19 protein-coding genes are annotated in these 19,351 nt (G+C 69.6%); 13 read left to right on the top strand and 6 right to left on the bottom strand.

The window, feature by feature from the left end:
* Window positions 1–2: 2 nt before the first annotated feature.
* Window positions 3–1,787: a glycosyltransferase family 2 protein gene (locus OG588_RS34425; protein ID WP_405950635.1), complete on the bottom strand. Its 1,785-nt coding sequence runs from the start codon at window positions 1,785–1,787 to the stop codon at window positions 3–5.
* 267 nt (window positions 1,788–2,054) lie between these two features.
* Here OG588_RS34425 and OG588_RS34420 point away from each other — a divergent pair, with 267 nt between their 5' ends.
* Both OG588_RS34420 and OG588_RS34415 read left to right on the top strand, forming a co-directional pair.
* Window positions 2,055–3,062 carry a phosphotransferase enzyme family protein gene (locus tag OG588_RS34420; RefSeq protein ID WP_405950634.1) on the top strand — a complete coding sequence of 336 codons (1,008 nt, stop codon included), beginning with the start codon at window positions 2,055–2,057 and terminating at the stop codon, window positions 3,060–3,062.
* Between the two features lie 31 nt (window positions 3,063–3,093).
* Window positions 3,094–3,297 carry a hypothetical protein gene (locus OG588_RS34415; protein WP_405950633.1) on the top strand — a complete coding sequence of 68 codons (204 nt, stop codon included), beginning with the start codon at window positions 3,094–3,096 and terminating at the stop codon, window positions 3,295–3,297.
* 82 nt (window positions 3,298–3,379) lie between these two features.
* Here the strand turns inward: OG588_RS34415 and OG588_RS34410 are convergent, their stop codons facing one another.
* Window positions 3,380–3,673: an MTH1187 family thiamine-binding protein gene (locus tag OG588_RS34410; RefSeq protein WP_405950632.1), complete on the bottom strand. Its 294-nt coding sequence runs from the start codon at window positions 3,671–3,673 to the stop codon at window positions 3,380–3,382.
* Complete coding sequence (locus OG588_RS34405; RefSeq protein WP_318018868.1) at window positions 3,670–4,014, bottom strand: DUF3817 domain-containing protein; 345 nt, start codon at window positions 4,012–4,014, stop codon at window positions 3,670–3,672. Before OG588_RS34405 ends, OG588_RS34410 begins: the two co-directional genes overlap by 4 nt.
* 123 nt (window positions 4,015–4,137) lie before the next feature.
* On the opposite strand from OG588_RS34405, the gene OG588_RS34400 reads away from it, so the two are divergent.
* From OG588_RS34400 to OG588_RS34380, 5 genes are all read left to right on the top strand, one after another.
* A complete protein-coding gene (locus OG588_RS34400; RefSeq protein ID WP_405950631.1) occupies window positions 4,138–4,467 on the top strand; it encodes a DUF6191 domain-containing protein in 330 nt (109 codons plus the stop codon).
* An 88-nt stretch (window positions 4,468–4,555) separates the two neighbouring features.
* The gene (locus OG588_RS34395) at window positions 4,556–5,188 is read left to right on the top strand and encodes an AIM24 family protein (RefSeq protein WP_019060758.1); all 633 of its coding nucleotides are present in this window, start codon (window positions 4,556–4,558) and stop codon (window positions 5,186–5,188) included.
* Between the two features lies 1 nt (window position 5,189).
* A complete protein-coding gene (locus OG588_RS34390; protein ID WP_366098215.1) occupies window positions 5,190–5,840 on the top strand; it encodes an AIM24 family protein in 651 nt (216 codons plus the stop codon).
* Window positions 5,837–6,634, top strand: a complete 798-nt coding sequence (locus OG588_RS34385; protein ID WP_405950630.1) for an AIM24 family protein — start codon at window positions 5,837–5,839, stop codon at window positions 6,632–6,634. The genes OG588_RS34390 and OG588_RS34385 overlap by 4 nt, the downstream gene beginning before the upstream one ends.
* 92 nt (window positions 6,635–6,726) lie before the next feature.
* Window positions 6,727–7,203: a MarR family winged helix-turn-helix transcriptional regulator gene (locus OG588_RS34380; protein ID WP_405950629.1), complete on the top strand. Its 477-nt coding sequence runs from the start codon at window positions 6,727–6,729 to the stop codon at window positions 7,201–7,203.
* 187 nt (window positions 7,204–7,390) lie between these two features.
* On the opposite strand, the gene meaB is transcribed toward OG588_RS34380, so the two are convergent.
* On the bottom strand, window positions 7,391–8,347 hold the full coding sequence (meaB, locus tag OG588_RS34375; protein WP_405950628.1) for a methylmalonyl Co-A mutase-associated GTPase MeaB: 957 nt from the start codon (window positions 8,345–8,347) through the stop codon (window positions 7,391–7,393).
* Window positions 8,348–8,390: 43 nt separating this feature from the next.
* On the bottom strand, window positions 8,391–9,593 hold the full coding sequence (locus tag OG588_RS34370) for an acetyl-CoA C-acetyltransferase (RefSeq protein WP_405950627.1): 1,203 nt from the start codon (window positions 9,591–9,593) through the stop codon (window positions 8,391–8,393).
* 149 nt (window positions 9,594–9,742) lie between these two features.
* Here OG588_RS34370 and mce point away from each other — a divergent pair, with 149 nt between their 5' ends.
* From mce to OG588_RS34355, 3 genes are all read left to right on the top strand, one after another.
* Window positions 9,743–10,183 carry a methylmalonyl-CoA epimerase gene (gene mce / locus OG588_RS34365; protein ID WP_405950626.1) on the top strand — a complete coding sequence of 147 codons (441 nt, stop codon included), beginning with the start codon at window positions 9,743–9,745 and terminating at the stop codon, window positions 10,181–10,183.
* Window positions 10,184–10,392: 209 nt separating this feature from the next.
* Window positions 10,393–14,241, top strand: a complete 3,849-nt coding sequence (gene scy, locus OG588_RS34360; RefSeq protein ID WP_405950625.1) for a polarized growth protein Scy — start codon at window positions 10,393–10,395, stop codon at window positions 14,239–14,241.
* 184 nt (window positions 14,242–14,425) lie between these two features.
* The gene (locus tag OG588_RS34355) at window positions 14,426–15,361 is read left to right on the top strand and encodes a cellulose-binding protein (RefSeq protein WP_033285426.1); all 936 of its coding nucleotides are present in this window, start codon (window positions 14,426–14,428) and stop codon (window positions 15,359–15,361) included.
* 70 nt (window positions 15,362–15,431) lie between these two features.
* On the opposite strand, the gene OG588_RS34350 is transcribed toward OG588_RS34355, so the two are convergent.
* Entirely contained in the window at window positions 15,432–15,998 is a 567-nt protein-coding gene (locus tag OG588_RS34350) for a TetR/AcrR family transcriptional regulator (RefSeq protein ID WP_405950624.1), read from the bottom strand.
* 136 nt (window positions 15,999–16,134) lie between these two features.
* Between OG588_RS34350 and OG588_RS34345 the strand changes: the two genes are divergently transcribed.
* From OG588_RS34345 to OG588_RS34335, 3 genes are read left to right on the top strand one after another with little or no spacing between them, the layout of a single operon-like run.
* Window positions 16,135–17,499: an MDR family MFS transporter gene (locus tag OG588_RS34345; protein WP_405950623.1), complete on the top strand. Its 1,365-nt coding sequence runs from the start codon at window positions 16,135–16,137 to the stop codon at window positions 17,497–17,499.
* A 9-nt stretch (window positions 17,500–17,508) separates the two neighbouring features.
* Window positions 17,509–18,480 carry an ABC transporter ATP-binding protein gene (locus OG588_RS34340; protein WP_405950622.1) on the top strand — a complete coding sequence of 324 codons (972 nt, stop codon included), beginning with the start codon at window positions 17,509–17,511 and terminating at the stop codon, window positions 18,478–18,480.
* Between the two features lies 1 nt (window position 18,481).
* On the top strand, window positions 18,482–19,252 hold the full coding sequence (locus OG588_RS34335; RefSeq protein ID WP_405950621.1) for an ABC transporter permease: 771 nt from the start codon (window positions 18,482–18,484) through the stop codon (window positions 19,250–19,252).
* The last annotated feature ends 99 nt before the right edge of the window (window positions 19,253–19,351 follow it).

Here is a 19,351-nt window from a genome sequence, read left to right as displayed (position 1 = left end):
GTCTAGTTACCCCCTGTCGTGGTGCTGGAGACGGACGGACCGGCCCCGGTGGTGGCGAGCGCGGGCTCGGCGGTGTCGAGGGTGCGCGCACCGCCGAGCAACGACCGGCGTTCCCGGCGCTCCTTGAGCAGCGAGCCGACCCAAACCCCCAGCGGCGCAAGGGAGATGACCATCGCGAGGACCGCCCAGGTGCGCATGGCCGCGTGGGTGTGGTCGAGGATCACCGAGGCGGCCAGCGAGGTCGCCAGGAGGATCGCCCAGAAGAGATGGATACGGAAGGTCATCACCCGGTCCGGGCTGGCGTCGCCACCCTTGGGCGTGACGACGAACCGGCTCGGCCGACGGATCAGCGCCTCGCCGAAGGACTTGAGATAGATGGGCGCGGAGAGCGCCGACATCGCCATGCCCGCGAGACCACCGGACCCCTCCGGCTCGTGCGGGGAGACGTTGTGCCGCCGGTTCCAGAGATAGAGCCCGATCTGAAGGGCCGCCGCATCGCTGTAGAGCATCAGCCACACAGAGGCCGCGACCTGCGTGCCGGACGCCCCGAACCACAGGAACAGGAAGCAACTCATGATGCCCAGAAGCCAGTTGACGGCCGTCATCGGGTAGTAGACGAGCATCATCGTGTACGAGAACAGCCGCCCCGGAGGCATCGTGAACGGCGCCTTCCAGTACTGCTTGATGAGCGTCTCGTACGTCCCGCGCGACCACCGCATCTGCTGCGTGAAGAAGTCGGTCCAGGAGGCCGGCCCCTCTCCGACAGCGAGCACGTCGGGCGTGTAGACGGACCGCCAGTGCGTACGGGTCAAGGGGTTGCGGTGCCGATGCAGCTCGAAGCCGGTGGCCATGTCCTCGGTGATGGAGTCGTACAGCCCGCCGATCTGCTTGACGGCGGCCATCCGTACGACGTTGTTGGTGCCGACGAACATGGGGGCGCGGTAGCGGTTGCCGGCGCGCTGGATCAGCGCGTGGAAGAGGAACTGCTGCGACTCGGCGGCCTTGGTCACGGGGTTGTGGTAGTTCCCGTACACCTGCGGTCCCACGACGAAGGCGACGTCCGGGTCGCGGAAGTAACCCATCATCCGCTCAAGGAAGTTGGGGAGCGGCACGTGGTCGGTGTCGACGGAGGCGAAGAACTCGTAGTCGCCGCCGTGCATGGCGATCCAGGCGTTGTAATTCCCGTGCTTCGTACGGGCCTTGTGGACACCCTTGGGGCGGTTCCACTCGGGAACTCCGTGCCGCGTGAAGTGCCGTACGCCCAACTCGGCGCACAGGGCCTTGGCTTGCTCGTCGTCACCCTCGTCAAGGAGCCATACGTCGACGGGCCCGGTGTGGGTCACGTTGACCGCGCCTTCAAGAGTCGCGCGGACCATGGACAGAGGTTCCTTGCCCGGGACGTACGTCGTGAGGAAGGCGACGCGGGTGCCGGGGGCGGGGACGACGGGGATCGGGTCGCGGGCGACCAGCGTGGCGTGGGCGACGGAGGCGACGTTGACGACCATGAACAGCTCGATGAGCCCGATGGCTATCAGCATCGTGACGTCGAGCCCGACCATCCACTCCTGACCGCCCTCGCGTTCGACCCAGTGGGAGGGCCAGACGAGATAGACGAGCAGGGCGGCGGTGAGCACCGGGGCGAGGCTCATCAGGAGGACAGCGCGTATTCGGTGGGGCTCGCGCGAGAGGAGCGAGGTGTACTGCACCTGGTACGACGCACCGGACGGCTCGGTGAGCGGTCCGGCCAGTCGGCTGTAGGTGTCGTAGTCGTAGCCCTCCGGCCGCACAGCGCCCTCCAATGATTGAGGAGTGATCGACGCCCGGGGAGCGCGGAACCGTGGAGTCCGAGTGGAGACCGTGGAACCGAAGATCGACCGGGCCGATACCCACACACAAGTGGACATATTGGGGCGTGTCGAACTGGGTGCGTCCAGGTGGGTGGGGAGTTGCCCCCGGCGGCGGAACGGGTGCCTCCGGCGGTGGAGCGGGGTTCGGGGGTGGCTCGGGGAGAATGCCCCGGTCATGATCCTCAGCAGCGTTCCGGAGGCATCCGTATGCACGACACCGCCGACCTCGTCGCCGAGACCTACGCACTCGGCGCCGGACCGTGGACGTTGACGCCCGTCACCCGGGGCGCGCTGGGCCAGATCTGGAAGCTGGCCGGCAACACCTCGGAACCGGGCTCGTCATGGGCGGTCAAGGAGCTCCTCTTCGGCTGCGACGAGGACCAGGTCCGCCAGGAGGCCGCGTTACGGGAGGCCGCGGAGAAGCTGGGGATCGTGTCGCCGCGGCTGATGCCGAATCGGAAGGGGGCGTACGTCTCCCACCTCGACCGCGACTCCGGTTCCGGCTCTTCGGGTGGGTCCCACGTCAAGCTGTACGACTGGATCGACGGCACCCCCGCTGACGTGTCCGACCCGGACGTCCTGGACTGGTTCGGGCGGACCATGGCGCTGCTGCACAGGGCGGGCGAGGGCGAGAGGGTGATGCCGTCCGCGTGGTACGAGCGGTGCCCGGGGGACGACGAGTGGGCGGTGCTGCGCGCGGAGGTCGGGCGGGCGGGGATGCCGTGGGCGGACGAACTGGGCCGGTTCATCGCCGGCTCCGCAAGGGAGTTGGCGCACTGGGTGACTCCGTCCGACCCCGGCGACCTGGTGACGTCCCATCTCGACCTGCAACCCCAGAACGTCCTGGTCGGCCGGGACGGTCCCGTCCTCCTGGACTGGGACAACGCCGGATCCGCGTCTGCGGAACGGGAGTTGGCCCGCGCCCTGTTCGCGTGGTCGGGCGGAAACCAGGGGGATGTGGAGGCGGGCGTGCGGGTGGCGCGGGCGTATCGGAGTGCCGGGGGGCGAGCCGTCGTACAGGGTCCGCAGTCGTTCTCGATGCTCTTCGCGACCGCCCTGAACTACGTGCGGGTACAGGCCGAGTGCGCGATCGACCCGGAAGTGACCGCGGAGCAACGGGAGTTCGGGAGCGGTCAGGTCGTCGCTTCGTTGAGGTGGGTGCCGGATCTGGGGGCTGTCTCCCGGTTGAGCGCGGCACTGGAGCGAGTGTGGTGACCGGCTGCGGGGCTGTGGTGGGGAGTTGGGGATGACGGTTCTGGTGACGGTGTGGGAAGCGGCTCCCGGGGTCGGCAAGTCGACGCTGTGCGACGGGCTGTCCCGGTCGCTCGCCGGTGCGGGGCTACGGGTGGATCACTTCCGCGAGGAGAAGATCCTGAGCCGGTCCGAATTCGCCGCGGTGGCCGGGGAGTTCGGGGCGACGGGAGCGATCAGGCCAGGACTCAGACCCTGACTCCGTCCTTGCCCCCCCTGACTCCCCCGACTCTCCCGACTCTCCCGACTCTCCCGACCCGCACCCGCCGGACCGCGCCCCGCTACTCCGCCAGATGCCGTTCGACGGTCTCCACCTTGGACGTGAGGCCGTCCGTCACGGCGGGGCGGATGTCCGCCTTGAGGACCACGGAGACGCGCGGGGCGCGTGCTTCCACGGCGGCTACCGCACGCTTGACGACGTCCATGACCTCGTCCCACTCGCCCTCGATGCTGGTGAACATCGCGTCGGTGCGGTTGGGCAGGCCGGACTCGCGGACCACGCGGACGGCGTCGGCGACGTACTCCCCCACGTCCTCGCCGACACCGAGCGGCGTCACGGAGAAGGCGACGATCATGCGTTCACGATCCCTTCCTGGCGGGCGCGGGAGGCGATGACCGCGTTCTCGGCCTCGCGCTTGAGCTTGCGCTCGGCGAAGAAGCCGCCGGTGGGCAGCACGGAGAGGACGAAGTAGAAGGCCGCCGTCTTGGCGCCCCACTTGGTGCGGTTCCAGGCGTCGGCCCAGAAGAGCACGTACAGGATGAAGAGGACACCGTGGACCATGCCCATGACGGGCACCGCGTTGAAGTCCGTGGTCCGCTTCAGCACCGAGCAGACGAGCAGGAGGAGGAAGGACACGGCCTCGGGGGCCGACACCAGGCGGAGGCGGCGGAGGGCGGTGGCGGTCTTGATGTCCACGGGTCACCTTCGGTGAGGGAGACGTCCACAGTTTGTGAACGCGAGCACAAACGTTCACCCATTGTGGCAAACGGCTGAGCGACCCGAGACTGGGGGTCCGTCGCCGAGTCCCCGGGAGTGCCCGTGCAGTTCGTTTTCTTCATGACGCTGCCCGGGCTGGTGGTCCTGCTGACCGCGCTCGCGTTCCTGGACCAGCTGCTCCTGAAGATGGGCCGCGCCGGAATGCTCCCCTGGCGGAACGCCGGACGGCAGGGCCAGATATCCGCAACCGGCTTCGAGCAGCTCCACGCGAGCCTGTCCCCCGGCAAGCAGACCGAACTGAAGGAACGCCAGAGCGCCCTGGTGATGCGGGACGACGAGGAGGACGGGGACCCGCCCTGGTCGACCGTCGACCTGCGCGCAGGGACCGCCGTCATCCGGCTGACCGCGAACGCACCCCGCGACACACCATAGGCCGCCCTTAGGGGCCAGGTCAGGGTCGTTCTCCACCCACGGGCCCTGTCCTCGACCGCCCCCCTCCGGCTACCTTCGCACCGTGGCGATGTTTCGACTCCAGGGCAGCAAGGTGCTCGCCGTCGACATGACCGGGGACGCCGTGAAGGCGAAGAACGGCTCGATGGTCGCGTACGACGGGCAGATGGCCTTCAAGAAGATGACCGGCGGTGGTGAGGGCATCCGGGGGATGGTGACCCGGCGGCTCACCGGTGAGCAGATGACGGTGATGGAGGTGAGGGGGCAGGGGACGTGCTGGTTCGCGGACCGGGCCTCCGAGATCAACCTCGTGAGTCTCCAGGGGGACAAGCTGTACGTGGAGTCGAGCAATCTGCTCGTGACCGACGCCGGGCTGCGCACCGGGACGACCTTCACCGGGCTGCGCGGCGCCTCGCAGGGCAACGGGCTGTTCACGACGACCGTCGAGGGCCACGGCCAGGCGGCGATCATGTCGGACGGTCCGGCGGTGGTGCTGCGGGTGAGCCGGCAGTATCCGCTGACCGTCGACCCCGGCGCGTACATCGCGCACCAGGGGAACCTCCAGCAGTCCTTCCAGTCCGGTGTGACCTTCCGCACGCTCTTCGGGGAGGGCGGCGGCGAGGCCTTCCAGATCCGCTTCGAGGGGGACGGGCTCGTCTACGTCCAGCCCAGCGAGCGGAACACGATCGCGGGGGACGTGTGACATGGCGTTCACCGAGATCAACTCGAAGATGATCCAGGCCACCGTCATGCCGGGGCAACGGCTGTTCAGTCAGCGCGGCGCGATGCTCGCCTACAAGGGCGAGGTCTCCTTCACCCCGAACATCCAGGGCGGCCAGGGCGGCGTCATGTCGATGCTCGGGCGCCGGGTGGCGAACGAGGCGACCCCCCTGATGACCGTCGAGGGCAGCGGCACCGTGATGTTCGGTCACGGCGGCCACCACATCCAGATCATCAACCTCACCGGCGACACCCTCTACGTGGAGGCCGACCGCCTCCTCGCCTTCGAGGGCACCCTCCGGCAGGGCACGATGTTCATGGGCTCGCAGGGCGGCGTCATGGGCATGGTCCGCGGCCAGGTCACCGGCCAGGGCCTGTTCACGACCACCCTCCAGGGGCAGGGCGCGGTCGCCGTGATGGCCCACGGCGGTGTCTTCGAGGTGCCGATCACCCCCGGCAGACCCGTCCACGTCGACCCGCAGGCCTACGTCGCCCACCACGGCGACGTACGCAACAAGCTGTCCGCGGCGCTCGGTTGGCGCGACATGGTGGGCCGGGGCTCCGGCGAGGCGTTCCAGCTGGAGCTGAGCGGCAACGGCGCGGTGTACGTCCAGGCGTCGGAGGAGAAGCTGTGAGCCAGTACGCGGGGTCCGGCCCCACGGTCCACGACCCGATGACCCTCCCGGTCGACGACAACGTCAACAAGTACACCTTCTGCGTGGAGCTCAAGGGGAGCCAGTGGTTCCTGCAGAAGGGGAAGATGATCGCCTACTACGGCTCGATGGAGTTCAACGGCGTCGGGCACGGGCGGCTCGACCGACTTGTCCGTACGTCCTTCCATTCGCCTCTGCACGCGAGCGACTGGGTCGTGGCCGAGGGGTCGGGCAAGATGCTGCTCGCCGACCGGGCCTTCGACGTCAACTCGTACGACCTCGAAGACGGCAACCTGACCATTCGCTCCGGCAACCTGCTCGCTTTTCAGCCAACTCTCGCTCTCAAGCAGTCGATCGTTCCCGGCTTCCTGACACTCATCGGAACCGGAAAGTTCGTGGCCGCCTCGAACGGCCCGGTGGTGTTCATGGAACCGCCGATCCGGGTGGACCCGCAGGCTCTCGTCGGCTGGGCCGACTGCCCCTCTCCGTGCCATCACTACGACCACAGCTACATGACCGGCCTGATGGGCGGTCTACGTGCGATGACGGGCATCGGCGGGGCCTCCGGCGAGGAGCACCAGTTCGAGTTCGTCGGGGCGGGCACGGTGCTGCTCCAGTCGTCCGAGGCACTGATGGCCGAGCAGGCCACAGGGGTTGTGCCGCACGAGCCGGGGGTACCGAGTGGGGGCGGGACCCCCACAGGCCCCGCACAGCAAGCGGGCGCACCGCGCCTTCCCGGACAGCTGGGGGACCTCCAGCGTCGCTTCGGGCTGTGAGCGGTAGTCTGCGGAGTGTGACGTCGAACATGTGCTCGCCGTCACGCCACCCTCACTAGTTCGCCTTTCAACATTTTAGGTAGACTTCATTCATGGAGACCGAGACGGCCACGCGCTGGCTGACCGAAGAGGAGCAGTGCGCCTGGCGCACCCACCTGGAGGTCAACAGGCTGCTGACGTACCAACTCGAGAAGGATCTACAGCCGTTCGGCCTGACGATGAACGACTACGAGATCCTGGTGAACCTCTCCGAGGCGGAGGACCGACGGCTGCGGATGAGCGACCTCGCGGCTGCCACCCTCCAGTCCAAGAGCCGCCTCTCGCACCAGATCACCCGCATGGAGAACGCGGACCTGGTCCGACGTGAGAACTGCGAGTCGGACCGCCGGGGCCTGTACGCGGTGCTGACCGAGCACGGCCTGGAGACGATGCAGAAGGTCGCGCCCCACCATGTCGCCTCGGTACGGCGCCACTTCATCGACCTGGCCACCCCCGAGGGCCTGTCCGAGCTCAGCAAGACCCTGAAGCCGATCGCGGAACATCTGCGGGGCCAGCGGGGACGTCCGTAAGGGCAACTGATCGACAGGCGGCCGGAGTTCAGACGGAACTCCGGCCGCGTTCGTCGTCTCCGGTCACGGCAGCATCCTTAGGGGCGCGGGGCTGTATTAATTCGCGGCTCCGCCGCGTGGGCGCGACCAGCCACGACGGACCGGCACGCAAACGACGACCGCACCACCCCCGGCGCTCCAGAACGGCTCAGCCCTCCGTGATCCCCGCGATCAGCTCGTCAGCCGCCCGGTACACATCCAACTCCCCAGCCACAACCCGCTCCGCAAGCACGCCAACCCGCCGATCCCCGTGCAGATCCCCGATCCGCGCCCGCAACGCCGTAACCGCGATCGTCTCGACCTCACGGGCCGCACGCGCCGCGCGGCGCTCCGCGAGCACCCCGTGCTCCTCCATCCACGCCCGGTGCTTCTCCAGCGCCTCCACGACCTCGTCGATGCCCTCGGCGCGGGAGGCGACCGTCTTGACGATCGGGGGGCGCCAGTCGCCGGGGCCACGGGCCTCGCCCAGGCCGAGCATGTGGTTCAGCTCGCGGGCGGTCGCGTCGGCGCCGTCGCGGTCGGCCTTGTTGACGACGTAGACGTCGCCGATCTCCAGGATTCCGGCCTTGGCCGCCTGGATGCCGTCGCCCATCCCCGGGGCCAGCAACACCACGCTCGTGTCCGCTTGAGACGCGATCTCGACCTCCGACTGGCCGACCCCGACCGTCTCCACCAGGATCACGTCGCAGCCCGCCGCGTCCAGGACCCGGATCGCCTGCGGGGCCGACCAGGCGAGGCCGCCCAGGTGCCCGCGGGTGGCCATCGAGCGGATGTAGACGCCGGGGTCGGAGGAGTGGTCCGACATGCGGACCCGGTCGCCGAGCAGGGCGCCGCCCGAGAACGGCGAGGACGGGTCGACGGCCAGGACGCCGACCCGCCTGCCCTGCTTGCGGTACGCCGTGACCAGCGCGGAGGTGGACGTCGACTTGCCCACGCCCGGCGATCCGGTGAGGCCCACGACGTAGGCCCCGCCGGTCAGCGGTGCGAGTGTCGCCATGACCTCCCTGAGCTGGGGGGACGCCCCCTCCACCAGGGAGATCAGCCGGGCCACGGCCCGCGGCCGGCCTTCCCTGGCCTGGGCCACCAGCGAGGCGACGTCCTCCATCACAGCTCCGTTCCCTTGCCGACGTGCGAGAAAGTACTGCTGCTCAGGCCTTGGGTACCCGCACGATCAGCGCGTCACCCTGACCGCCGCCGCCGCACAGTGCCGCCGCGCCGACCCCGCCGCCGCGCCGCTTGAGCTCCAGGGCCAGGTGCAGGACCAGGCGGGCGCCGGACATGCCGATGGGGTGGCCCAGGGCGATGGCTCCGCCGTTGACATTCACCTTTTCCGTGGACACCCCGAGGTCCTTCATTGACTGGACCGCCACGGCGGCGAAGGCCTCGTTGATCTCGATCAGGTCGAGGCTCTCGACCTCCAGGCCCTCCTTCTTCAGGGCGTGCAGGATCGCGTTCGAGGGCTGCGACTGGAGGGAGTTGTCGGGTCCCGCCACATTTCCGTGGGCGCCGATCTCGGCGATCCACTCCAGGCCCAGCTCCTGCGCCTTGGTCTTGCTCATCACGACCACGGCCGCCGCACCGTCCGAGATCTGCGAGGAGGTACCGGCGGTGATCGTGCCGTCCTTGGTGAACGCCGGGCGCAGCTTGCCGAGCGACTCGACCGTGGTCTCCGCGCGGATGCCCTCGTCCTTGCTGAAGACGACGGGCTCGCCCTTGCGCTGCGGGATCTCGATCGGGGTGATCTCGGCCTCGAAGACGCCGTTCTGCTGGGCGGCGGCGGCCCGCTGGTGGGACAGGGCGGCTACGGAGTCCTGCTCGGGCCTCGCGATACCCAGCCGCGTGTTGTGCTTCTCCGTCGACTCGCCCATCGCGATGTTCTCGAAGGCGTCGGTCAGGCCGTCGTAGGCCATCGCGTCGAGCATCTCGATCGCGCCGTACTTGTAGCCCTCGCGGGACTTGGGGAGCAGGTGGGGGGCGTTGGTCATGGACTCCTGGCCGCCCGCGACGATCACGTCGAACTCACCTGCACGGATGAGCTGGTCGGCGAGCGCGATGGCGTCGAGGCCCGAGAGGCAGACCTTGTTGATGGTGAGCGCGGGGACGCTCATGGGGATGCCCGCCTTGACGGCGGCCTGGCGCGCCGGGATCTGCCCTGCCCCGGCCTGGAGCACCTGGCCCATGATCACGTACTGCACCTGGTCGCCACCGATACCCGCACGGTCGAGGGCGGCCTTGATCGCGAAGCCGCCGAGATCGGCTCCGGAGAAGGACTTCAGGGAGCCCAGCAGGCGTCCCATGGGCGTCCGGGCGCCCGAGACGATCACCGAGGTCGTGCTGTTCGTTCCAGACATGAGGTGCGATCCCCTTCCAGCGTGTTTCAGCTGAGGAGTGAACGAGGGTTTACTTGAAATGTACTGAGCGGTAGACCACCCCGTCATCGGGCCGTCGGTGTGATCGCGCGCACGTTGCGTAACCATCGCGCTAGCGCTGCACTACATACATGCTGACGCGAATCGACCACATCGGGATCGCCTGCTTCGACCTCGACACGACCGTCGAGTTCTACCGGGCCACGTACGGCTTCGAGGTGTTCCACTCCGAGGTCAACGAGGAGCAGGGCGTGCGCGAGGCCATGTTGAAGATCAACAACACGGACGACGGCGGCGCCTCCTACCTCCAGCTCCTCGAACCCACCCGCGAGGACTCCGCCGTAGGGAAGTGGCTGGCGAAGAACGGGGAGGGGGTCCACCACATCGCCTTCGGTACGGCGGATGTGGATACGGACTCCGAGGACATCCGCGGGAAGGGCGTACGCGTTCTGTACGAGGAGCCCCGGAGCGGTTCCATGGGGTCACGGATCACGTTCCTGCACCCAAAGGATTGCCATGGCGTACTGACAGAACTGGTCACTTCGGCGCCTGTTGAGTCACCTGAGCACTGACCCCCGTACATATGGGCCGGTAGGGTTGGGGTCGGTCGTCGCTCGCAACCAGGGCAACGGCATGCCGGGGTCCGGGTTTCGGGGGGCGAGCGTCGGGCAGCAGCCCATGCTCCGTCGTTGATCTGACACCATTCCCCGGGAGCACCGTTCGATGGGTGGACGGCGCTCGTTGGAGTAAACCGCGACCAGGGGACGGATGGGACCGCGCAGTGCGGGGCTACGAACGCCAGGAGCGAGAGCCGGCGGCTGACGTCGACCACCTCTCTCGGTTCGAGGCCGAGATGGAGCGGCTGAAGACCGAGCGGGAAAAGGCGATCCAGCATGCCGAGGACCTCGGCTACCAGGTCGAGGTGTTGCGCGCCAAGCTGCACGAGGCGCGCCGCACCCTCATGTCCCGACCGGCTTACGACGGCGGTGACATCGGCTATCAGGCCGAGCAGATGCTCCGTAATGCCCAGGTCCAGGCCGACCAGTTGCGGCAGGACGCCGAGCGGGAGCTGAGCCAGGCCCGCGCGCAGACCCAGCGCATCCTCCAGGAGCACGCGGAGAACGCGGCCCGGCTCCAGGCGGAGCTGCACCAGGAGGCGGTGACCCGGCGCCAGCAGCTCGACCAGGAGCTGGGCGAGCGCCGGCAGACCGTCGAGTCGCACGTCAACGAGAACGTGGCGTGGGCGGAGCAGCTGCGCGCCCGTTCCGAGTCCCAGGCCCGCCGTCTCGTCGAGGAGTCCCGCGCCGAGGCCGAGCAGGCGCTGGCCGCCGCCCGTGCCGAGGCCGAGCGGGTCGCCACCGAGGCCCGGCAGCGGCTGGAGATGGACGCCGAGGCGGCCCGCGCGGAGGCCGAGCAACTCCTGCGCCGCGCCCGCACGGACGCCGAGCGGCTGCTGAACGCGGCTTCCTCGCAGGCCCAGGAGGCCACCGACCACGCCGAGCAGCTGCGCAGCTCCACGGTCAACGAGTCGGATTCCGCCCGCCGTCAGGCCACCGAACTGAGCCGGGCCGCCGAGACCCGCATGGCCGAGGCCGAGACCTCGCTGCGTGAGGCGCGCCTGGAGGCGGAGAAGGTCCTCTCCGAGGCCAAGGAGGCCGCCGCCAAGGCCCTCTCCAGCGCCGAGTCCGCCAACGAGCAGCGCACCCGGACCGCGAAGGAGCAGGTCGCCCGGCTGGTCACCGAGGCCACCAAAGAGGCCGAGACCACCAAGGCGGACGCCGATCAGGTCGTCGCCGACGCCCAGGCCAAGGCCGACAAGATCGTCGCGGAGGCCGAGGAGAACGCGCGCAGCCTCACCGCCGAGGAGACCGCCTCCCAGCTCGCCAAGGCCGCCCGTACCGCCGAGGACGTGCTCGACAAGGCGTCCGAGGACGCCAAGAACACCACGAAGGCCGCCACCGAGGAGGCCGAGCGGATCCGCTCCGAGGCGGAGGCCGAGGCCGACCGGCTGCGCGCCCAGGCGCACGACATCGCCGAACAACTCAAGGGCACGGCGAAGGACGACACCAAGGAGTACCGCGCCAAGACGGTCGAGCTGCAGGAGGAGGCCCGCCGGCTGCGCGGCGAGGCCGAGCAGCTGCGCGCCGACGCGGTCGGCGAGGGCGAGCGCATCCGCGCCGAGGCCCGCCGCGAGGCCGTCCAGCAGATTGAGGAGGCGGCCAAGACCGCCGAGGAGCTGCTGTCCAAGGCCCGCGCGGACGCCGACGAGCTGCGCCAGACCGCCACCACGGACAGCGAGAAGGTCCGCACCGAGGCCATCGAGCGCGCCACCACCCTGCGCCGGCAGGCCGAGGAGACCCTCGACCGCACCCGCAAGGAGGCCGAGCGGCACCGCTCCGAGGTCATCGAGCAGTCAGAGGGCATCAAGGCGGATGCCGAACAGGCGGCGCGCGATCTGCGCGACGAGACCGAGCGGGCCATAGAGGCACGCCGCGAGGAGGCCGCCGAGGGTCTGACGCGGCTGCACACGGAGACCGAGGAGCGGCTCGCCGCTGCCGAGCAGGCGCTCACCGACGCCCGTGAGGAGGCCGAGCGGATCCGCCGCGAGGCCGCCGACGAGTCGGAGCGGCTGCGCGCCGAGGCCGCCGACCGCATCCGCTCCCTCCAGGCGCAGGCCGAGGCGGAGGCCGACCGGCTGCGCAACGAGGCCGCGGGCGACGCGTCCGCCTCCCGCGCCGAGGGCGAGGCCATCGCCGTACGCCTGCGGTCCGAGGCGTCGGCCGAGGCCGAGCGGCTCAAGACCGAGGCGCAGGACACCGCCGACCGCGTCCGCGCGGAGGCCCAGGCCGCCGCCGAGCGGCTGGCCACGGAGGCGTCGGAGACACTGGCCGCCGCCCAGGAGGAGGCCGTACGGCGTCGTCGTGAGGCCGAGGAGCTGCTCGGGTCGGCCCGTGAGGAGGCCGGGCAGGAGCGCGAGCGGGCCCGCGAGCAGAGCGAGGAGCTGCTGGCCTCGGCGCGCAACCGCGTCGAGGAGGCACAGTCCGAGGCGCTGCGGCTGGTCGAGGAGGCCGACCGGCGCGCCAACGAGATGGTGTCGGGCGCCGAGCAACACGCCCAGCAGGTACGGGAGTCCGTCGCCGGGCTGCACGAGCAGGCGCAGGAGGAGATCGCCGGGATCAGGTCGGCCGCCGAGCACGTGGCGGACCGTACCCGGCGTGAGGCGCAGGAGGAGGCGGACCGGGTCCGCGCCGACGCGTACAGCGAGCGGGAGCGGGCCACCGAGGACGCCAATCGTCTCCGGCGCCGGGCGGCCGAGGAGACGGACGCCGCCAAGGCCCTTGCGGAGCACACCGTTTCGGACGCCATCGCGGAGTCCGAGCGGCTGCGGTCGGAGGCCGCCGAGCACGCCCAGCAGGTGCGCACCCAGGCCTCGGACACGATCGCGCAGGCCGACCAGGACGCGGCGCGGGCCCGTGCGGACGCCCGCGAGGACGCCAACCGGATCCGTTCGGACGCGGCGACGCAGGCCGACACCCTCATCACCGAGGTGACGGCGGAGGCGGAGCGGCTCCAGACGGAGACCATCAACGAAGCCGAGCGGGTGCGTTCGGAGGCCGTGGCCAAGGCGGGGAAGCTCGTCTCGGACGCGACCGGGGACGCGGAGCGGCTGCGTGCCGAGGCCGCCGACACGGTGGGTTCCGCGCAGCAGCAGGCCGAGCGGATCCGCAACGAGTCCAACCGTCTCAAGGCGGACGCGGAGGCGGAGGCCGAGCGGGTCACCTCGGCGGCGCGCGAGGAGTCCGAGCGGACGCTGGACGAGGCCCGCAAGGAAGCCAACAAACGGCGCTCCGAGGCGGCCGAGCAGGTCGACACCCTCATCACGGAGACCGCGGCCGAGGCCGACAAGCTGCTCAGCGAGGCCCAGCAGCAGGCGCAGAAGACGACGGCGGACGCCGAGGCGCAGGCCGACTCGATGGTCGGCGCGGCCCGCCACGAGGCCGACCGGCTGGTGTCCGAGGCCACGGTCGAGGGCAACTCCCGCGTGGAGCAGGCCCGTACGGACGCGGACGAGCTGCTGGTCGGCGCGCGCCGGGACGCCACCGCCATAAGGGAGCGGTCCGAAGAGCTGCGCGACCGCATCACGACCGAGATCGAGAACCTGCACGAGCGGGCCCGCCGTGAGTCCGCCGAGACGATGAAGTCGGCCGGCGACCGCTGCGACGCGCTCATCAAGGCGGCCGAGGAGCAGCTCGGCAAGGCCCAGATGAAGGCCAAGGAGCTGGTCTCGGAGGCCAACTCCGAGGCGGGCAAGGTCCGTATCGCCGCCGTGAAGAAGGCCGAGGGTCTCCTCAAGGAGGCCGAGCAGAAGAAGTCCACGCTCATCCGCGAGGCCGAGGACCTGAAGGCGGAGGCGATCCGCGAGGCCCGCCGCACGGTCGAGGAGGGCAAGCGCGACCTGGAGGTCCTGGTCCGCCGCCGCGAGGACATCAACGCCGAAATCTCCCGTGTCCAGGACGTCCTGGAAGCGTTGGAGTCTTTCGAGGCCCCGACAGCGGCCAAGGACGGCGGGGTCAAGGCGGGAGCCACGGCGGGCGCAACTCGTTCGAGTGGCAAGTCTGTTGAAGGTTAAGAAGACCCTGTGAGGTTAAGGGTGTTCTGGGGCCTTTGACCCGGTCTTTGGCAAGCGGTCGGACGGTTAGCCACTCAAAAGAGGTGTCATTCTCCAGATCAAACACGTATCCGCTCGATGACACACCGCTTCGGCCCCTAGGATTCCCCCTATCACCTCACCGGTCTCATTCGACAGGAACCCCATGAGCGACACTTCCCCCTACGGCTTCGAGCTTGTGCGGCGTGGGTACGACCGCGCTCAGGTGGACGAACGCATCTCGAAGCTCGTCTCCGACCGTGACAGCGCTCTGGCCCGTATCACTGCTCTCGAAAAGCGCATCGAGGAGCTCCACCTCGAAACGCAGAACGCCGCGGCCCAGGTAAGCGACGCGGAGCCGTCGTACGCCGGGCTCGGCGCGCGGGTCGAGAAGATCCTCCGCCTCGCCGAGGAAGAGGCCAAGGACCTGCGCGAGGAGGCCCGGCGCGCGGCGGAGCAGCACCGCGAACTCGCGGAGTCCGCCGCTCAGCAGGTCCGCAACGACGCAGAATCGTTCGCTGCGGAGCGCAAGTCCAAGGCCGAGGACGAGGGCGTCCGGATCGTCGAGAAGGCCAAGAGCGACTCCGCCCAGCTGCGTGGCGAGGCCCAGAAGGACGCGCAGCAGAAGCGCGAGGAGGCCGACGCCCTCTTCGAGGAGACCCGCGCCAAGGCCGCGCAGGCCGCCGCCGACTTCGAGACGAACCTCGCCAAGCGGCGCGAGCAGTCCGAGCGCGACCTGGCGTCGCGTCAGCAGAAGGCCGAGAAGCGCCTCGCGGAGATCGAGCACCGCGCGGAGCAGCTCCGCCTTGAGGCCGAGAAGCTGCGTACGGACGCGGAGCGTCGCGCCCGTCAGACGGTGGAGACGGCTCAGCGCCAGGCCGAGGACATCGTGGCCGACGCCAACGCCAAGGCCGACCGCATCCGTTCGGAATCCGAGCGCGAGCTGGCCGCCCTGACGAACCGTCGCGACAGCATCAACGCCCAGCTGACGAACGTGCGCGAGATGCTCGCCACGCTCACCGGTGCCGCGGTGGCCGCCGCGAGCTCGCCGGTCGAGGACGAGCCGATCTCTCGTGGAGTTCCGGCTCAGCAGTCCCGGTAAGCACCTGTCGTAAAGCTGAGGCCCGCATTCCCTTCGGGGGTGCGGGCCTCAGCCGTGTCCCGGCGGTGTCTCAGCCGCGTCCGGCCAGCAGGGGCAGGTACACGTCGTCGACGATCCCGACGAGGGTGGCGTCGGCGACCGGGTCGCGGGAGAGCACCATCTCGTAACGCAGCAGGTCCGCGGGGACGGTGACGGCCCGTCGGGGAAGGTCGGCGGTGGGGATCTCGCCCCGCTTCACGGCACGCTGAAGCAGCGTCAGCAGGATGTCGTGCATGATCCCGAACACCTTCGGGTCCAGGTCGGTCACCTCCGCGAGCAGGCCCCGGATGACGTCCGGGCCGATCTCCCGCTGCCGCTCGGCCATCAGCCGCAGCAGGGCGAGCAGGTCCTCGCGCAACTCCCCGGTGTCCGGCACCTGGTCGACGATGAAGCCGGTGCGGTGCGGCAGGGCGGCCTTGACGAGTTCGGCGCGGTTGGGCCAGCGCCGGTAGAGGACCTGCTTGCCGGTGCGGGCGCGGGCCGCGACACCCTCCATGGTGAGCCGGGCGTAGCCGACGTCGGCCAGCTCCTCCCACACGGCGTCCAGGATGTCGGCCTCCAGCGCGGCACCGCGCCGCCGCGTCTGCTCTCCGGTCATCACCGGCACCTTCCACTCAGGAAACCTCAGGAACTCTTAGGAACTCTTAGGAACTCTCAGGAGACCTTGCGTCTCTTATCGGGTCCAGCCTATCGTGGGCGCAATAAGAGACGCCACGTCTCTAAGGGGGACCACCATGCCCGACACCACCGTCCACTCCTCCGAGCGCCTCGACCCCGCCGTCCGCAAACTCGCCGGCATCCTCGTCCTGGGCGCCCTCGCCCCGCTCCTCGACAGCACGATCGTCTCCATCGCCCTGCACACCCTGGGCCACGACCTGGGCGCCTCGACAACGAGCCTGCAATGGGTCAGCACCGCGTATCTCCTGGCCCTCGCCACGGTCGTCCCGGTCTCCGGCTGGGCCGTCGAACGCTTCGACTCCCGGAACGTCTGGCTAGGCGCACTGACCCTCTTCCTCGCCGGATCACTGCTCTGCGGACTCGCCTGGAACATCGGCTCGCTGATCGCCTTCCGGGTCGTCCAGGGCATCGGCGGCGGACTCCTGCTGCCCGTCCTCCAGACCCTGGTCATGCGCGCGGCCGGCGGTCGCTCCCTCGGCCGCCTGATGGCCGCGATCACCCTGCCCACCATGGTCGTACCGATCCTCGGCCCGGTCCTCGGCGGCCTGATCGTCGGCCACCTCAGCTGGCGCTGGATCTTCTACGTCAACCTGCCCGTCTGCCTCCTGGCCCTCGCCCTGGCCTGGCGCGGCGTCCCGAAGGACACCGCCCGCCCCGGCCACCACCTGGACCTGACCGGCCTCCTGCTCCTCTCCCCCGGCCTCGCCACCCTCGTCTACGGCCTCTCCGAGACCGGCGCCGCCCGCGCGACGGCGATCCCCGTGGGCACCGTACTGATCGCCCTGTTCGCCCGCCACGCGCTGCGCGCCCGCGAACCCCTCGTCGATCTGCGCCTGTTCCAGGACCGTGCCTTCGCCGTCTCCTCGATCCTGACGTTCCTGAACGGGCTCGCCCTGTTCGGCGGGATGTTCCTGCTCCCCCTCTACTACCAACAGGCGCGCGGCGAGGGCGTGATCGCGGCCGGGCTGCTGCTGGCGCCGCAGGGACTGGGCAGCCTGCTGGCCCGGGTCACCGGACCCCTGACCGACCGGCTCGGGCCGCGCCCGGTCAGCGTGGCGGGGATGCTGCTGTGCGCGCTGGGCACCCTCCCCTTCCTGCTCCCGCATCCCAGTGCGGCCCTGCTCCTCGTCGCGCTGGTCGTGCGCGGCCTCGGGGTGAGCGCGGCCAACATGGCGGTCATGGTGGGCGCGTATCAGGGGCTCGACCGCGCCCGTATCCCGCACGCGAGCACCACCGTGCGGATCGTGCAGCAGGTCGGCGGCAGCGTCGGCACCGCCGTACTGGCGACGGTCCTGGCGCACGGGCACGGCGCCTCGGCCTTCCCGCACGCGTTCGCCTGGGCGACGGCGTTCACCGTTGTTGCCTGCCTCGTCGGACTCTGTTTGCCCGTTCGGGTGGCATCCGCCGAACGGCCGTCTTAGCGTGGCCGCATGATCGAGCTCTCGGGGCTGACCAAGCGGTACGGCGACAAGGTGGCGGTCAATAACCTCACCTTCGCCGTCAGACCCGGCATCGTCACGGGCTTCCTCGGCCCGAACGGCGCCGGCAAGTCGACGACCATGCGCATGATGCTCGGGCTCGACCGGCCGACCGCCGGTGACATCCGCATCGACGGCCAGCACTACGACCAGCTCAAGGACCCGCTGAAGTACATCGGCGCCCTCCTCGACGCCAAGGCCATGCACGGCGGGCGCAGCGCCTTCAACCACCTGCTGTGTCTCGCGCAGAGCAACGGCATCTCGAAGGCCCGCGTCCACGAGGTGCTGGACACCGTCGGGCTCACCGCCGTGGCGAAGAAGAAGGCCAAGGGGTTCTCGCTGGGCATGGGCCAGCGGCTCGGTATCGCGGGCGCGCTGCTCGGTGATCCGGAGATCCTGATGTTCGACGAGCCGGTCAACGGGCTCGACCCCGAGGGCATCCACTGGATCCGCAACCTGATGAAGTCCCTTGCCGCGCAAGGCCGTACGGTCTTCGTCTCCTCGCACCTGATGAGCGAGATGGCGCTGACCGCCGACCACCTCGTCGTCATCGGCCAGGGCCGGCTCCTCGCGGACACCTCCATGGCCGACTTCATCCAGCAGAACTCGCGCTCCTACGTCCGGATCCGCACCCCGCAGCGCGAGCGGCTGCTCGATGTGCTGCACCAGGCCGGGATCACGGTGGTCGAATCCGGCAGCGGGGTGCTCGAAGTCGACGGAGGCAAGTCCGAGCAGATCGGTGAGCTGGCCGCGTCGCATCAGCTGGTGCTGCACGAGCTGAGTCCCCAACAGGCCTCCCTGGAGGAGGCGTTCATGCAGTTGACCGCGGAGTCGGTGGAGTACCACGCGCATTCCGACGCACCCCTCCCCGTGGCGCCTGCCGAACAGCAGCAGGGCTGGGGCGACGGCTGGAAGAAGGGCTGACATGGCGGCGACCCAGGTCATCCGCTCGGAGTGGACCAAGATCCGTTCCGTGGCGTCGACGGTGTGGACGCTCTCGCTGGCCGTGGTGGTGACGATCGGGCTCGGCATGCTGATCTCGGCGCTGTCGAAGAGCCAGTTCGACGACATGAGCGCCAAGGACAAGCTGTCCTTCGACCCGACGTTCATCAGCTTCGCCGGGATGAGTCTCGGGCAGCTCGCGATGATCGTGTTCGGGGTGCTCGTCGTGGCGAACGAGTACAGCACCGGCATGATCCGCACCTCGCTCGCGGCCGTACCGCAGCGCGGCACCTTCCTGTTCAGCAAGATCGCGGTGGCCACCGGGCTCTGTCTCGTCGTCGGCCTCGTGACCAGCTTCCTCACGTTCTTCCTCGGGCAGGCGATGCTCGGCTCGCACAGGGCGGAGATCGGTGACCCGGGCGTGCTGCGCGCGGTGATCGGCGGTGGGCTCTACATGACCCTGATCGCGCTGTTCTCCATGGGCGTCGCCTCGATGCTGCGCTCGCCGATGCTGTCGCTGGGCATCCTGATGCCGTTCTTCTTCCTGATCTCCAACATCCTCGGCAACGTCTCCGCGACGAAGAAGATCGGCCAGTACCTGCCCGACCAGGCCGGCAGCAAGATCATGCAGGTGGTCACGCCGGTCGACGACTCCGCGCCGTACGGGCCCTGGGGCGGGCTCGGGATCATGGCGCTGTGGGTGGTGGCGGCGCTGGCCGGTGCGTACGTCCTGTTGAAGCGCCGGGACGCGTAGCCGAAGGGCCGGGACGCGTAGCGGAAGCGCCGGGACGCGTAGCGGAGGCCATAGCTTTACTTTCCCTTGGGCGGAACCGTCGGCGCCCCTATATCCTCC

Source organism: Streptomyces prunicolor, assembly GCF_045162825.1.
Lineage (GTDB): Bacteria > Actinomycetota > Actinomycetes > Streptomycetales > Streptomycetaceae > Streptomyces > Streptomyces prunicolor.
The sequence above is the reverse complement of the archived record's forward strand: the minus strand, read 5'-3'. Positions and strand labels throughout refer to the sequence as shown.

Bases quoted from the DNA above. Each gene is read 5' to 3' on its own strand.
- OG588_RS34370 (WP_405950627.1), bottom strand. From the start codon at position 9,593: ATGTCTGGAACGAACAGCACGACCTCGGTGATCGTCTCGGGCGCCCGG.
- OG588_RS34350 (WP_405950624.1), bottom strand. From the start codon at position 15,998: ATGACCGGAGAGCAGACGCGGCGGCGCGGTGCCGCGCTGGAGGCCGAC.
- OG588_RS34340 (WP_405950622.1), top strand. From the start codon at position 17,509: ATGATCGAGCTCTCGGGGCTGACCAAGCGGTACGGCGACAAGGTGGCG.
- OG588_RS34380 (WP_405950629.1), top strand. From the start codon at position 6,727: ATGGAGACCGAGACGGCCACGCGCTGGCTGACCGAAGAGGAGCAGTGC.
- OG588_RS34355 (WP_033285426.1), top strand. From the start codon at position 14,426: ATGAGCGACACTTCCCCCTACGGCTTCGAGCTTGTGCGGCGTGGGTAC.
- OG588_RS34345 (WP_405950623.1), top strand. From the start codon at position 16,135: ATGCCCGACACCACCGTCCACTCCTCCGAGCGCCTCGACCCCGCCGTC.
- OG588_RS34415 (WP_405950633.1), top strand. From the start codon at position 3,094: ATGACGGTTCTGGTGACGGTGTGGGAAGCGGCTCCCGGGGTCGGCAAG.
- OG588_RS34410 (WP_405950632.1), bottom strand. From the start codon at position 3,673: ATGATCGTCGCCTTCTCCGTGACGCCGCTCGGTGTCGGCGAGGACGTG.
- OG588_RS34395 (WP_019060758.1), top strand. From the start codon at position 4,556: ATGTTTCGACTCCAGGGCAGCAAGGTGCTCGCCGTCGACATGACCGGG.
- meaB (WP_405950628.1), bottom strand. From the start codon at position 8,347: ATGGAGGACGTCGCCTCGCTGGTGGCCCAGGCCAGGGAAGGCCGGCCG.
- mce (WP_405950626.1), top strand. From the start codon at position 9,743: ATGCTGACGCGAATCGACCACATCGGGATCGCCTGCTTCGACCTCGAC.
- OG588_RS34420 (WP_405950634.1), top strand. From the start codon at position 2,055: ATGCACGACACCGCCGACCTCGTCGCCGAGACCTACGCACTCGGCGCC.
- OG588_RS34390 (WP_366098215.1), top strand. From the start codon at position 5,190: ATGGCGTTCACCGAGATCAACTCGAAGATGATCCAGGCCACCGTCATG.
- OG588_RS34335 (WP_405950621.1), top strand. From the start codon at position 18,482: ATGGCGGCGACCCAGGTCATCCGCTCGGAGTGGACCAAGATCCGTTCC.